This is a genomic window from Brevundimonas sp., from assembly GCF_003248455.1.
Classification (GTDB): Bacteria; Pseudomonadota; Alphaproteobacteria; order Caulobacterales; family Caulobacteraceae; genus Brevundimonas.
The window spans coordinates 14,916-28,335 of sequence record NZ_QFNM01000012.1; the positions used below are offsets into that span (position 1 = coordinate 14,916).

9 protein-coding genes, 1 pseudogene and 1 riboswitch are annotated in these 13,420 nt (G+C 65.3%); of the genes and pseudogenes, 4 read left to right on the forward strand and 6 right to left on the reverse strand.

Annotated features, from left to right (window positions below; all coding sequences use genetic code 11):
* Positions 1-53: 53 nt before the first annotated feature.
* The 5 genes from DI624_RS06205 to DI624_RS06225 form a co-directional block, all read right to left on the reverse strand.
* Positions 54-638, reverse strand: coding sequence for an RNA polymerase sigma factor (locus DI624_RS06205; protein ID WP_291536729.1), 585 nt, complete (start codon positions 636-638; stop codon positions 54-56).
* Between the two features lie 465 nt (positions 639-1,103).
* Entirely contained in the window at positions 1,104-2,117 is a 1,014-nt protein-coding gene (locus tag DI624_RS06210; RefSeq protein WP_291536731.1) for an amidohydrolase family protein, read from the reverse strand.
* Positions 2,118-2,168: 51 nt separating this feature from the next.
* Positions 2,169-4,121 (reverse strand): prolyl oligopeptidase family serine peptidase, encoded by a 1,953-nt coding sequence (locus tag DI624_RS06215; protein ID WP_291536733.1) that lies wholly within the window; start codon positions 4,119-4,121, stop codon positions 2,169-2,171.
* Between the two features lie 92 nt (positions 4,122-4,213).
* On the reverse strand, positions 4,214-6,787 hold the full coding sequence (locus tag DI624_RS06220) for a TonB-dependent receptor (protein ID WP_291536735.1): 2,574 nt from the start codon (positions 6,785-6,787) through the stop codon (positions 4,214-4,216).
* A gap of 309 nt (positions 6,788-7,096) precedes the next feature.
* Positions 7,097-7,185, reverse strand: a riboswitch (glycine riboswitch).
* Between the two features lie 209 nt (positions 7,186-7,394).
* Positions 7,395-8,459 (reverse strand): ABC transporter substrate-binding protein, encoded by a 1,065-nt coding sequence (locus tag DI624_RS06225; RefSeq protein WP_291536736.1) that lies wholly within the window; start codon positions 8,457-8,459, stop codon positions 7,395-7,397.
* An 80-nt stretch (positions 8,460-8,539) separates the two neighbouring features.
* Between DI624_RS06225 and DI624_RS06230 the strand changes: the two genes are divergently transcribed.
* Together DI624_RS06230 and DI624_RS06235 are read left to right on the forward strand one after the other, a co-directional pair.
* Positions 8,540-9,202, forward strand: coding sequence for a response regulator transcription factor (locus DI624_RS06230; RefSeq protein WP_291536737.1), 663 nt, complete (start codon positions 8,540-8,542; stop codon positions 9,200-9,202).
* Entirely contained in the window at positions 9,199-10,581 is a 1,383-nt protein-coding gene (locus DI624_RS06235; RefSeq protein WP_291536738.1) for a sensor histidine kinase, read from the forward strand. Before DI624_RS06230 ends, DI624_RS06235 begins: the two co-directional genes overlap by 4 nt.
* Positions 10,582-10,779: 198 nt before the next feature.
* Here the strand turns inward: DI624_RS06235 and DI624_RS06240 are convergent, their stop codons facing one another.
* On the reverse strand, positions 10,780-11,487 hold the full coding sequence (locus DI624_RS06240; RefSeq protein ID WP_291536739.1) for an IS6 family transposase: 708 nt from the start codon (positions 11,485-11,487) through the stop codon (positions 10,780-10,782).
* 49 nt (positions 11,488-11,536) lie between these two features.
* On the opposite strand from DI624_RS06240, the pseudogene DI624_RS06245 reads away from it, so the two are divergent.
* A pseudogene (locus DI624_RS06245) lies at positions 11,537-11,680 on the forward strand (DUF2924 domain-containing protein); the annotation flags it as partial.
* The gene (locus DI624_RS06250; RefSeq protein ID WP_291536792.1) at positions 11,680-13,296 is read left to right on the forward strand and encodes a recombinase family protein; all 1,617 of its coding nucleotides are present in this window, start codon (positions 11,680-11,682) and stop codon (positions 13,294-13,296) included. The pseudogene DI624_RS06245 and the gene DI624_RS06250, both read left to right, overlap by 1 nt.
* Positions 13,297-13,420: the final 124 nt, after the last annotated feature.

The following is a 13,420-nucleotide window of genomic DNA, read 5'->3' on the forward strand; positions in this document are numbered from 1 at the left end:
TCCGTTCATAGACGCGCGAGATCGCCCGCGCCTCCAAGTCGAAAGGGATTTTTCTACGATCTCTGGCGGATCGCGCCGGCGAGCGGTTCCGACGGCGTGCGCGCGGCGGGCTCCACCGTCTCCATCGCCAGGGTCATCAGGACCATGCCGCGCGCCAGCCGCTTTTCGACCGTCGACAGGCTGAGCCCGAGCCGCTTGGCGATGTCCCGTGTCGATAGATCATGAAGGCGGCGCAGTTCGACGACCTCGCGGCATCGCGGCGGCAAGGCCAGGAGTGCCTGGAGCGCCCGCTTCAGACGTTCACGTCCCGCCGTCTGATCGAATGCGTCCGGTTCGGGGCTCACAGGGTCTCGAGCCTCTCGGGCGAACAGGCTTTCGATGTGCACGATGCGGGCCCGCCGCAGCCGCTGAATCCCGAGGTTGCGGATCATGGTCAGAACATAGGCGCGGGGGTCTTCCATCACCCGCCAGCCCTCCCCCGATAGAATCCGGGCATAGACGTCATGGACCAGATCGGCCGCTTCGTCGCGCCCGGCGTTGCCGCCTGTGCAGAAACGTCGCGCGGCGGCGAGGAAGCGATCCTCATGCGTCAGGATCTCATCGATGAACCATCGATCGACGTCCCTTAGTCCGAACACGTGCGTCCCTCGACCTCGCCGGTAGGCGGCGGGTTGGAGGATGAAGCGCTGTATGATGACGAACGCCCGACAGCAGCGCGAAATATTCCCGACATCTCAGTCGCCGTCCGCGTCAGAGCTAGCGCACTCCGGGCCGTCCGGGTTCGACCGAGAACCGGGCCGGAGCAGGCCGGATATCTACCCGATGTCCGGCTTCAGCGAATGCCGCTTAGGCGAAAAGCGCCCTGCCCTCTCAGATCTGGAAGGCGCCAAAACCGGTCATTCACTATCGGCCGCAAACACGACATTCAGCGCGGATTTGGAGGTCCGCTTTTCCCGGGCGGTAGCCTCCGGCGGCACCCGTCTCATTGCGGGCCTGAGCGCGAACCCTCAAGCTGGTCCGATGGGACGAAAGTCAGTTCCGAAGATGCGCGAGCCCAACCGCCTCCCCGGAGACGAGACGTTTGTCATTGAATCGGCTCGGCCCTATCCTGGGCTGTTGGGGCGTGCGCTTCCAGCGACTTGGCGCGTCTGCAGAAGCCACGTCTCATCGGGATCTAGCGGAAGACGCGCCATCGCTTCATTGAGATATTTGTCTAACGGCCCGGAGAATGGCCAATCCGAACCGGGAACGAAGCGGTCTACGTCGATTGCGCGCATCACCCGGGCCAGGCGCGCCAGGTCGGCTTGCGGCGTGTCGGCATCGAAGACCTGCGCCAGATCGAAATATAGGTTGGCCTTCAGCTCCGGCCGTTCCGCCAGCACCTGGCGGAAGCCGTCCATCGCATTCCAGGTGTTGGCGTCCAGACCGCCCCAGCCGCCCGAGTGGGCGATGACCACGGGAGTGTTTCCGGCGCGCGGCAGGACCTGCTCGACGAATATCCGTACATCGCGCGCGCCATAGTCCTCGGCCCGGGTGCGCATGTGGATCATGATGGTCATGCCGGCGGCGGACGCCGCATCGAAGACCGTCGCCAGTCGGAAGACCTGGTTCGGGTCGCGCAGATCGACGTCAGAGTTGGTCAGGTGGATCTTCACGCCCGTCGCGAACGGGTCATCCTTCCAGGCCGCGATCTCATCCAAGGCCGTTGGCGTCAGAGGGTTGACGCCGATGAAGGCGACCAGCCGGTCAGGATGCGAGCGCGCCTGCCCCACCGTGAAGGCGTTGGCGGCATGGACCAGGGCCGGCGCGTCGGCCAGTGGCGGAACCATCATCGGACTTTCGGCCAGATAGCCGGTGGACATCATCCAGGCCGTGCCGATTCCGGCTTCGTCCATGTCTTCCAGCAGGTCGGTGACCGTCAGGGGCTCGACGAAGGTCGGGGCGCAGGCGCCGATGCGGCCCGGACTGGCGCAATAGGCCGGCAGGAAGGCCAGGATTTCCGGCGAATGGACATGGACGTGATGATCCGTGCGCACCGGCTCGGAAGCGTGAGAGGCAGGAGGGCTAGCGAACGCTAGCAGGGCCGCGCCCAGCAGCGCGGCAGTTCGGTGGGACATGGGGAATTCTCGCAAGCCCCGGGCCGCCGCTCGGACGGCCGGGCGGAAGAGTCAGCGGGCAGCGTCGTCCAGCAGGGTCTGCTTCCAGAACAGAAGGTTGGTCCAGAAGTAGTAGTCCTCGTTCTCCTTCTTGTGGAAACCGTGGCCCTCGTTCTGCGCCAGCAGGTGCCAGGCCTGGCCGCCGCTGGCGCGCACCCCCTCGATGATCTGGTCGGCCTCGGAAGCCGGCACGCGCGGATCGTTGCCCCCGGTGGCGACCAGCAGAGGCACGGTGATCCGGTCGACTGCGTTCAGGGGCGAGATCGCTTCCAGCTGGGCGCGCTGGGCCGGGTCGCGCTCGTCGCCATACTCCACCCGCCGCAGGTCTCGGCGATAAGACTGGGTGTTCTGCAGGAAGGTGACGAAGTTGGAGATGCCGACATAGCAACTAGCGCCCTTCAGCTGGTCGCCGTAGTGCACCGCGCTGGCGTAGCACATGTAGCCGCCGTAGGAGACGCCGGTGACGGCGAACCGGTCAGCGTCCAGGGCAGGACTGCGCTTCAGGGCCTCGAGGAAGGCACCGATATCCTTGACCGAATTTTCACGCTGGAACGGCCCGTTGTCCAGGTTCACGAACCGAGTGCCGTAGCCCGACGAACCCCGGACGTTCGGGAAGAACAGGGCCACGCCGAGTTCGTTCAGCAGATAATTCTGCGGTCCCAGGAAGTCGGGTCGGGTCTGCCCCTCGGGGCCGCCATGGATGTCGATGATGAGCGGTCGCTTGCCGGGGAATTTCGCCGGGTCGGGCTGATAGAGGAAGCCGGAAATGGCTTCGCCGTCGAAGCTCGGGATCTCTACCAGGGTCGGCTCGATGTTGACTGAAGGGTCGAGGCCGCCGGTCTCGCTGTGGGTCCACCGGGTGACCGCCAGGCTGCCGGGATCGACCGAGAAGGCGTCGCCCGGCGTGCGCGCTGAGGACATGGACAGGCCGATGGCGCCCCACGGCGCAATCTGGATCGCCGGGCCGATGCTGTAGGGAATGACCCCGCCCGGCAGGCCGTCGACCGTGCGCGTCCGGCCGCTGGCCGCATCCATCACCCGCAGGCGCGACACGCCAGCCTCGTTGACGGCATAGGCGATGAAAGCGCCGTCAGGCGCGATGGCGTAATCGCTGACGTCCCATTTCGCTTCCTGGCTGACAGGCGCGAAGCCGCCGTGCTCGATCCGGCCCAGGCGAAGGAAATCCTCGTCCTTGTTGGATGTCGCCCAGATCGCGCCATCCGGCCCGTATTGCGGATCGACATAGGAAACCTGCGCGTCCGGGTCGGTCAGGGCCGTCATGCGTCCGCTGGCCAGGTCCAGTTCATAGACCTGGGCGTGATTGATCGACATGCGGTTAAGCACCAGCGCCTTCGTCCCGTCCGCCGAGAAGTCGGCGATGTTCCAGCCGCCGCCCGAGACCTGTGCCACCAACCGGTCCGTCGATGGGTCGCGCGGGTCCACGACATACAGGTCCATGTCCGTCCCGTTGCGCCGCGAAGAGGCGTAGCCCACCCACCGGCCGTCGGGGCTCCAGGCGCCGAACCAGTTGCGGCTTTCGCCGTCGGTGACCCGGCTCAGCCGACCATCCTTTAGTGTGTAGAGCTGGTAGAATTCATCTCCCCCGTCGTCCTTCTGAATCAGAAGAACGTCCCCGCTTGGTGAGAGAAGCCCCGTCAGGATCGGCTCGTCCTCGAAGCTGATCTGAGTCCGGGCGCCGTCAGGCGCGCCGACGACGTGAAGTTGGTCAGTGGCGCCGAAACGGGTCTTCACCAGCATGGAGCGATCAGCGGCGTTCCAGCCCATGAAGGCGGCCCTGCGCGCCTGCAGATAGGGACGCGTCGCGTCGGCCAATTCGTCCGGTACGGCCGGCAGGCCGTCGGCGACGATGGCGGCGGGCTTGGGAACCTCGGCCAAGGCGGCGGTCCAAGCGACGGGCGCCGAGGCCAAGGCAAGAACGGCGGCCAGCGAAAGGCGGGAGATCATGGGCGAAGCCTTGAAGTATCGCAGAAAAGGGAGGTCGCCGGCCCACATTCGGAGGGAAGGCCGGGGGCCGGCGACAGGAGGCGGGACCAGAACTAGAAGCGGTACCGCGCTCCAACCGTGACGTAGCGGCCGATCACGTCGTAGTAGGGCGAATAGAGCGAGCCGACCGGCGGGTCCTTGTCGAACAGGTTGGTCGCATTGGCATAGAGCTCCACCCCGTCGGCGCCATAGGTCGTTAGGTCCGCCGTCAGCCCGAGATCGACATAGGTGAAGGCGTCGATGTGGTTGTTCGCGATGGCGATCGTGGAGTTGTAGTCGCCCGCCGAGATGTAGCGAGCGCGGACGTTCGCCCCGAACACTTCACCCTTCCAGTCGAGGCTGGCGTTGACGCGCAGCTCGGGCACGCCCAGGCCGAAGGAATAGCCCTGCGACTTGACGTATTCGATCTCGGTCACGCCGTCGTCGGTGGTCAGGCTGTTCACCCAGGTGCCGACCAGGTGCAGGTTCAACCGCCCGGTCGCGCCGGGGACCCAGAGGTCTGCGGGAGAGGAATAGGACACCTCGGCGTCTACGCCGTCCGTTTGGTATTCGGCCAGGTTCACGTAGGTGGACCGGGTGCGGACCAGGAACCCATCGGCGTCACGGTCGACCTTGTCGCACAGGGCCGCGTTGCCGTTGTAGCAGCGCGTCACCAGATCCTGCGGCGCGATGGTGGTGATCACGTCGTCGATCTTGATGTTGTAGTAATCGATCGACAGGTTCAGCCCCGGGATCGAAGGCGGCGCATAGGTGAAGCCGGCGGTGAAGGTGTCGGCCGTCTCCGGCGTCAGGTCCGGATTTCCGCCGCCGTTGTTCAGCACATAAAAGCTTTGTCCTCCGTTGGCGGGGTCGTTGATGGTGTTCCACCCCGTCGTGGTGGTGGTGAACATTTCGGACAGGCCGGCCGAGCGAATGTCGCGCGACTGGGTGATCCGCCCGCGGAACCCGGGAAAGAATTCGTTCGTCGCCCCGACCTTCCACGACCATATCGAGCCGGTGGTGTCGTAGTCCGAGATGCGCGCCGCTGCATTGAACTGCAGGTCATTGAGGACGGGTAGGTCGCGGACGACCGGGACCAGCACCTCGGCGAACGCTTCCTTGACCGAGTACTCGCCGGCCATCGAGGAGAACTGGAACGTCTTGAATGCTCCAGCCCGGTCCAGTTCGCCGGCGACCTGATCGACCGACTCCTTGCGCGCCTCTACGCCAAAGGCGACGGACACCTCGCCCGCCGGCAGGCTGAAGGGCTCGCCGCGCACGCTGACCCCGCCGACATCGAGCTTGGTCGTCGCGCGCTGACTGGGCGTGCCGGTGACATAGTCGATCGCCTCCTGCGACGGCGCGCCGAAACCAAACAGGTTGATCGGCACGCAGGTGGAGGTCGGATCGGTCAGCGCCACGCGGCAGATCGGATCGCCCGTCACGGGATCCGTGACTGAATCCACAGCCTGGGCGAACTCGGTTCCTAGCAGGAAGCCCGGCGTGTCGATGTTGTTCTCATATTCGCCATGACTGTAATAGGCACTCCAGCGCCACTTGCCGCCGCCGAACTCGCCGTCAAGCGCCAGCGTCGCCTGGGTCGTCACCCGCTCGAAGTCGATGGTCGAATAGGACAGGTCCGAGTTGAAGCGGCCGAACCTGAAGGAGGTCTCGCCCGCCGACAGCATCTGCGCCCTGATGTCGTCGGACAGGAACGCGTTGTCGATGCCGATCGTCAGGTCGCCCCGATCATGGTCGCCGAACCAGATGTAGTTGTTCCACATCCGCGAATGACGCACATCGGCCGTGAATTGCAGATTGTCGGCGATGTCGTAGGTCACGCTGGCCAGCGCGGCGTAGCGTTGCTGCGGCGTTACGAGCGGGCTGAGATCGTCGTTGGACGGCCCCTCGCCGCCCACGCAGTTCGTGCCCGCCAGCGTACCGCAGTCGAAGCTGCGCAGACTTCCGTCGCTATTGAACGCCATGCCGTTATTGACGCCCGACATGATCAGACCGCCATAGGCCGCGTTGGCGAAGCCCACGTCCGGGGTGAGGCGCGTCTCGCCGCCGATATTGACGGTCGCCCAGCGGCCGATATTAGGGCGCGAGGCCTTCGGCACGACGCCTTCGTTGTCCAGATATTCGCCGCCGATGACGAAGTGGCCGCGGCCGTCGGCGAACGACGTGCCCCAGGCGCCTTCGAAACGCGCCTGCTCGGCGTCGTCATAGGATGAGATGCCGTACTCCGCGCCGAGCTTGCCGCCGGTGAAATACCGATCCAGGCCGATGTTCACGACGCCCGCGACCGCGCCGGAACCCCAGGCGGCCGAGGCGCCGCCCGTCACCACGTCCGCGCTCTTCACCAGGACGGAGGGAATGCTGTTCAGGTCGTTGTCGCTCGACACCCGACGGCCGTCGATCAGCACCAGGGTGCGGCTGACACCCAGGCCGCGCAGATCGACCGGCGCGACGCCCGCGCCGGTATTGGTCCCGGTCGTCTGCGGCGAGGTGGTCGCGCGGAACTGGGGCATGTCGTTCAGGGCGGCGGCGATGTTGGGCCGCGCGCCCACCGAGAGATCCTCGGCGGTCAGACGAACTGTGGGCGTCGGCGCCTCGAAACCCGCGCGGTCGATACGGGATGCGGTCACGACAATGTCCTCGACTGAGGAGGCATCCTGAGAAGCGGAACCCGCTTCCTGCGATTGGGCGGCGGCGGCGCCGGCGCAGGCCAGCAAGGCCATGGCGCTGCAGTAGCTGGTCAAATGGCGATTGAATCGAGACAAGGCGAATTCCTCATGGACGACGACGTCCCTCCCCAAGGAGGTCAGATGCGAGCGACGCTCTTCGGCGTCCTTTCGCCCCCGCTGTCATTGAGCCTGAGAGTTTCGAGCCGTCGCCGGCCCTTGCTCCTTCGGCGAGACCGCATCCCCCGGATCCGGCCTGCTCTCCAGCGTTCATCCAGCAACGCGGTCCATTTTGCCTGAGCGTTTCCGGGGCGGTTGCGCCTTCGGCGTCGGCGGGAGCCGATCTCTCCCGCGTTGCTGGAATGCAGTAAGATGCACCTGCATACGCCTGTCAAACGCACCCGTTTTGCAACGTTCTTTCGCGTGGAAAGCTAAAACGAGAACGTTCTTGCACTTCTCAACGAGCTTCGTTCTTCGTAGCGAAGGTCTGACGCAGGCGGCGCGCCTCCGTGACGGCGAAATGACAGAAAGACAGCCTCCAGATGGATCGGAAGTTATCCACAAGAAAGCCTTACGGCGCCGCCGGGTCGGCAGGCGCCCTGACGGCATCGCGCATCGCGAGGCGCCAGCGATCCAATAAACCAGCCCGACGCGCCTGGTCGAGATTAGCTAGAAGCGCCGGGCCGACCCTGATCGGGCGCACGCCGGGCGCGGAGGGACGGCGCACCTCTTGAACGTCGTCACGCACGGGTCGAACGCCGAGAGACGCGATGATGCGTTGCCCCTCCCGCGATAACAGAAAGTCGAGGAAGAGCCGGGCGGCGTTCGGATGCGCGGCGTTGCGGGGGATGAATGCCACCCGCGACACCGAAAGGTGATAGTCGCTGGGCGTAATCAGGCCGACATCGGGCGCGCGTTCCAGCCAAGACGCGCCATAAGACTGGTTCATATTGTATGCGAACAGCATCCGCCCGTCCGCGATCTGTCCCATCATCCGTTGGCCCGATGTATCAATGCGGGGCCGGCAAGCCCCAAGCGCATCGATCAGACGCCAGGCGTCGGGAAAAATCTGCACGTCGGCGGATAGCTGCATCAGGGCCACGCCGCTGCGCTCGGCGTCATATAGGGTCAGGCGGCGGTCAAAGATCTCCGGGTGGGCCTCAAGGCGGTCTAGGAGTTCGGCGTGACTTGTCGGCACGGCTTCGGCTGGGAGGAGCCGACGATTGTAGGCGAAGACAATCGGCTCCGCCGTCAGTCCGAACCCCTGGTCGCGCCAGACTGAGCCGCTCGGCATCGCCGCGCGATGCGGCGATCGATAGGCCTGGGCATAGCCGTCGTTAATCAGCTTGACCTGCACGTCCATGGCTGTGCTCCAGACGAAGTCCGGCCCCGGCTGGCCTTCGTCAGCTAGGCTCTGGACCTGGCTCGCCATCCGCGTGGAGTTCATGTCCTCCAGGCTCACGACGATTTCCGGCCAGCGTCGTGTGAAAGCCTGCAGCACCGGCCCGAGCAGGCTGGTGTTAGTGTAGATGTGTAGGGCCGCCTCGCGCTCCGCCGACCAGCGAATCCTCGGCGAAGTGCCCGGCCCGTTCATCTCGCTCGTGCAGGCGGCCACGCCGGCGCCCACGAGACCCATCAGCAGATGTCGTCGATCCGCCTTCACCGCCGAGGGTTTCCCGCTATTGTCCCGCCCATGGTTCTACGCCCCCCGACATTATGAGAATACTCGTCGTCGAAGATGACAAGGCGCTGCAGCATTCGCTTGAAGCAAGCCTTCACGCGTCAGGCTTCGAGGCCCGGTGCACGGGCAGCGGCCAGGACGCGCTCGACCTGGAGCAGACCAATGCCTTCGACGCGGCGATCCTGGACGTCGGCCTGCCGGACGTCGACGGCTTCGAGGTGCTGCGGACACTGCGACGCCGCGGGTCCACGACGCCGATCCTGATGCTGACCGCGCGCGACGCCTTGGGTGATCGTGTGGCGGGGCTCGATTTCGGGGCGGATGATTATCTGATAAAGCCGTTCGCGCCGATTGAGTTAATCGCACGTCTGCGCGCCGTCGTGCGGCGTCGCCAAGGTCAGGCGGCCGGCGCCGTAGTGATCGGCGCGCTGATCTGCGACTGGGGTGCCGGCCGAGTGACCGTCAACGATCGCGAACTCTCGCTGCGTCCCCGTGAGTGGGCCGCTCTGCGCGTCCTGGCTTCGAGAGCCGGCCAGGTCGTCGACCGGGACCTGCTGGCCGCAGAGGTTTTTCCGGAGGACGAGGCTCCTTCGCTGAACGCGCTGGAAATTCACGTGGGCCGTCTGCGCCGTAAGCTGCAGCCCGACGGCCCTGCGGTCACGAACATCCGGGGCCGCGGCTATCGTCTCGATCCATGAGCGGGACCGCGCGGCCCGCCCGCTCCCACAGCCTGGTCATTCGCCTTCTGATCGCCCAAGTGGCGCCCCTCGCGCTGTTCGCGGTCGTGTTGCTGGCTGTCGGCGCCTGGACAGCCAATCGCGTGGTCGCGGACAACGCGGACCGGCTGCTCGCCGGCGCGCTGCAGACCATCCGCGAGACAGTGTCGGTCAATAACGCGGAAGTGACAGTGGAGGTCGCCCCCTGGGCGCTGGCGCTGCTTGACGGGCCCGAGCGCGACGCCGTCTTCTACAGCGTGCGGGAGGGTGAAAGGCTGGTCACCGGATACGCCGAGCTCCCTCGACTTGCGCAGGCGACGACACAGAGCCCCGTGTTTGCGAACCTGTCAGTCCGCGGCGTGCCCGTTCGGATGGCGCAACAGGAACTGGCAGTCCCCGGACGACCGGCGCCGATCACCGTGTCCGTCGCGCAGAGCCTGGACTCAAGACGCGCAAGCTTGCGGGACCTGTACCGCAGCATGCTCCTGCTCCCCAGCCTGCTGGTGATCCTGGCCGCTCTGCTGATCTGGCCGGCGTTGCAGTGGGGCACCCGGTCGCTCAGCAGGCTGATTGATGATCTGGGGCGGCGGGGTGCCGCTGCGGCCGACTTCTCGCCCGCCGACATCGACCTCGCTCCGCGCGAGTTCCGCCCCGTTCTTACCGCTTTCAATCATCTGTTGTCGGGCCTGGAGGCTTCCAACGCGAACATCCAGCGCTTCGCGGCGGACGCCTCACACCAACTCCGGACGCCCCTTACCGTGGTGGCTGCAAACCTCACCCTCCTCGACACTTCCGACCGCCCCAGGACGGCACAGGAACGCCGGCTGCTGGCGGATTCCCGAAACGCAGTCGCCGATATGACGCGTCTGGTGGGCCAGTTGCTGTCCACGGCCCGCGCCGACGCCGCCCGAGTCCAGTCCTCCGCCGATCTCGGGCGCGCTGTCCGAAGAGGCTGCCAGATGGCGCAAGAGCGCCGCGCCTTCCCGACGGATGCGCTCCGCATTCGAGTTCCGAGCGAACCCGCCATGGTTCATGGCGCGGAGGAACTGATCGCCGAGCAGGTCTTCAACCTGATCGACAATGCGTTCCACCACGGCGCTGCGCCCGTGTTCGTTCATGTGTCGAGCCGAGGAGTCATCCAGTCTGTCACGGTCTGGGACCATGGCCAGGGCGTCGATGACGCGCTCTTGCCTCGCCTGACTGAGCGCTTTTACCGACCGCAGGCGACGCGCAATTCTGGCTCCGGGCTCGGGTTATCGATCGTTCAGGCGCTTGCGATCGCGCAAGCGGCGGACTTCACCGTCTCCAACCGAACGCGCAGTCGGGGGCTGATCGGTCATCTCGTGTTCCGTCCATCGTAGGCGGATGCCCCATCTGCGCATGGCGCTGGGGGCGATCGGCTTCTCGGCGGCGATCAGCGTCACCTTCGGCGCATGGCCGGCATTCCGGACCTCGAAGCTTTCGCCTATAGAGGCCCTGCGGCGGGAGTAACGGCGGGTGCTGTCAGTCCAACGACAACTTGTCTCCAGTGAACGGACTCAGGACAGGAGAGGCGCTCGTCAGGCGGCGAGCGCTTTCCACTCGGCCAGGGCGGCAGAGCGTAGGGTTTTGTAGTCTGCTCTGCTGATGAGATGGCGATCCTGGTTGAAGTGGTTGTAGAAGGCGGCGTGGACAGCGCTGAATTTCTGTAACGTCTTCATCTGTCGGAACCGCTGCATGGCCCGTTCCCGTCGTCGGAACGGGAGGTGTGAGTTCTCGACGCGGTTGTTCAGCCAGCGGCCCATCTCCTGCTTTCTAACCGCCTTCAGGTCCTTGAGCGCAGCCCTGTAGGATTTCAGGCCATCCGTAACGATGACCTTCGGTGATCCATGGCGGCGCATGGCTTTCTTCAGGAAGTTCAGTGCCGAAGCCTTGTCCCGCGTCCTTGTGACGAAGGTTTCCAGGATCTCACCCTCATGATCGACGGCCCGCCAGAGGTAGTGGCGCTCGCCGTTGATCTTCACGAAGACCTCGTCGAGGTGCCAGCGCCAGTGGGTTAATTGGCGCATGCCCTGAACCCGCTTACGGCGGATCTCGCCGGCGAACATTGGGCCGAACCGGTTCCACCAGAGCCGTACCGTTTCGTGGCAGATGTCGATGCCGCGTTCGGCCAGGAGGTCTTCGACCTGACGCAGCGACAGCGGGAACCGGACGTACATCATGACGACGGTCCGGATCACCTCGGGCGAGCTGTCGAACCATCGAAACGGGTTATCGGATTTGGCCATATGACCACGCTATCCGACCCAATCACGGGCGCAAGCCGTTTGGGCTGACAAGACCCACCAGGTCGATGTGATCGATGGCGGCTACGTCTGGAACGGCCAGACCTTCACCAGCCTGTCGCCGATCGCCCGCCAGATCACCGGCTCACGGTGGAACGGCCCGCGCTTCTTCGGCCTGCGTGACGAGGTCACTTGATGCAGCCGAACCGGACGATCCGTTGCGCCATCTATACCCGGAAGAGCACCGAGGAAGGTCTGGAGCAGGACTACAACTCGCTGCATGCCCAGCGCGACGCCTGCGCCGCCTATGTGATGTCCCAGGCAGGCGAAGGCTGGACGCTGCTGCCGGAGATCTATGACGACGGCGGCTATTCCGGCGGCAATCTGGATCGCCCGGCGCTTCAGCGCCTGATCGCCGACATTGAAGCCAAGAAGATCGACGTCGTCGTGGTCTATAAGGTCGATCGGCTGACCCGATCCCTGGCCGACTTCTCCAAGATCGTCGATGTCTTGGATCGGACAGGCTCCAGCTTCGTCAGCGTCACCCAGGCCTTCAACACCACCACCTCCATGGGTCGGCTGACGCTGAACGTCCTCCTGTCCTTCGCCCAGTTCGAGCGCGAGGTCACCGGCGAGCGCATCCGCGACAAGATCGCGGCGTCGAAGAAGAAGGGCCTCTGGATGGGAGGGCGGCCGGTGTTTGGCTATGACCCCGACGGCCGCACCCTGACGATCAACCCGGAAGAGGCCGAGCAGGTGCGATGGATGTTCGCCCGCTACCTCGAGATCAAGTCGGTCAACCGGCTGATCCCTGAACTAAAGGCGCGCGGCGTCGTCTCCAAACGCTGGATCAACAAGGCCGGCGAAGCCCAGGGCGGCGTGCCCCTCGTTCGCGGGGTGCTCTACCAGATGCTGCGGAACCGCATCTACGTCGGAGAGATCACCCACAAGGGGGCGATCTATCCTGGCCAACACCCTGCTATCATCGACCGCGATACGTTCGAGGCCGCCCAAGCGCTGTTGGATCAAAGCGTGCGGCGTCGCCAGCCGGGCAAGGCCCGACCGCCGCATCGGGGCGCGCCCCTTACCGGCCTCATCTACGACAGCGCTGGCCACCTGATGTCTCCGGTCAGCGCGCCGCGTAAGGGCGGCGCCACCTATCGCTATTACGTGTCCTGCGTCGCTCAGCGCGGTCGACCTGACGAAGCCGGCGTTCACAAGCGGGTCCCCGCCCCCGTCATAGAGACGATGGTGCGCGAAGCGGTGGTGCCGCTGCTGTCTGGCCCTGCCGAGGCTGACGACTGGCTGCGGGTTCGCGATTTGGTCGATCGCGTTGAGATCCACCGCCATGACCTGGTCGTGCGGCTGGATCCCGCTCGCTGCGGCGAACACGTTGTCACCGCCCAGGGCAAGCTGCGGCTGGGTCAGTTGGAGCACGACGCAGCCGCTCCAATCGTGCGTCTGCCGCTGCGCTTCAATCGCAGCGGCGGGATCGCCATGGTCGGTCCCGGCGGAGGTCCGGCGATCACCCGGCAGTCCATCGATCCGGCGCTGAGTTCCGCCTTGGTGCGCGCGGAAGCTTGGAAACGACGACTCCTGGCTGGCGAGGGCGTCACGCTCGAGACCATCGCCGCCGAGGAGAACCTCAACCAGTCCTACGCCTCGCGCATGCTCCGGGTCGCGTTCCTCGCGCCGGACCTGAAACAGGCGATCCTGGATGGCGCGGCGCCTGAAGGGCTTTCGCTCTACGCCATCATGCATCGCGGCCTGCCCCTCGACTGGAACGACCAGCGGGCGATGTTCGCCGCCTGAGCCTGATGCCGCCGATTTAATTCCCTGATCCTGTAGATCGGCTCCCTGTTCGGCTGGATAATTTTCCCTGTTATTTGAGCGGGATTTTGCTCCTGGTCGCATCTCCAGAAGCCCGGTGTGCCGG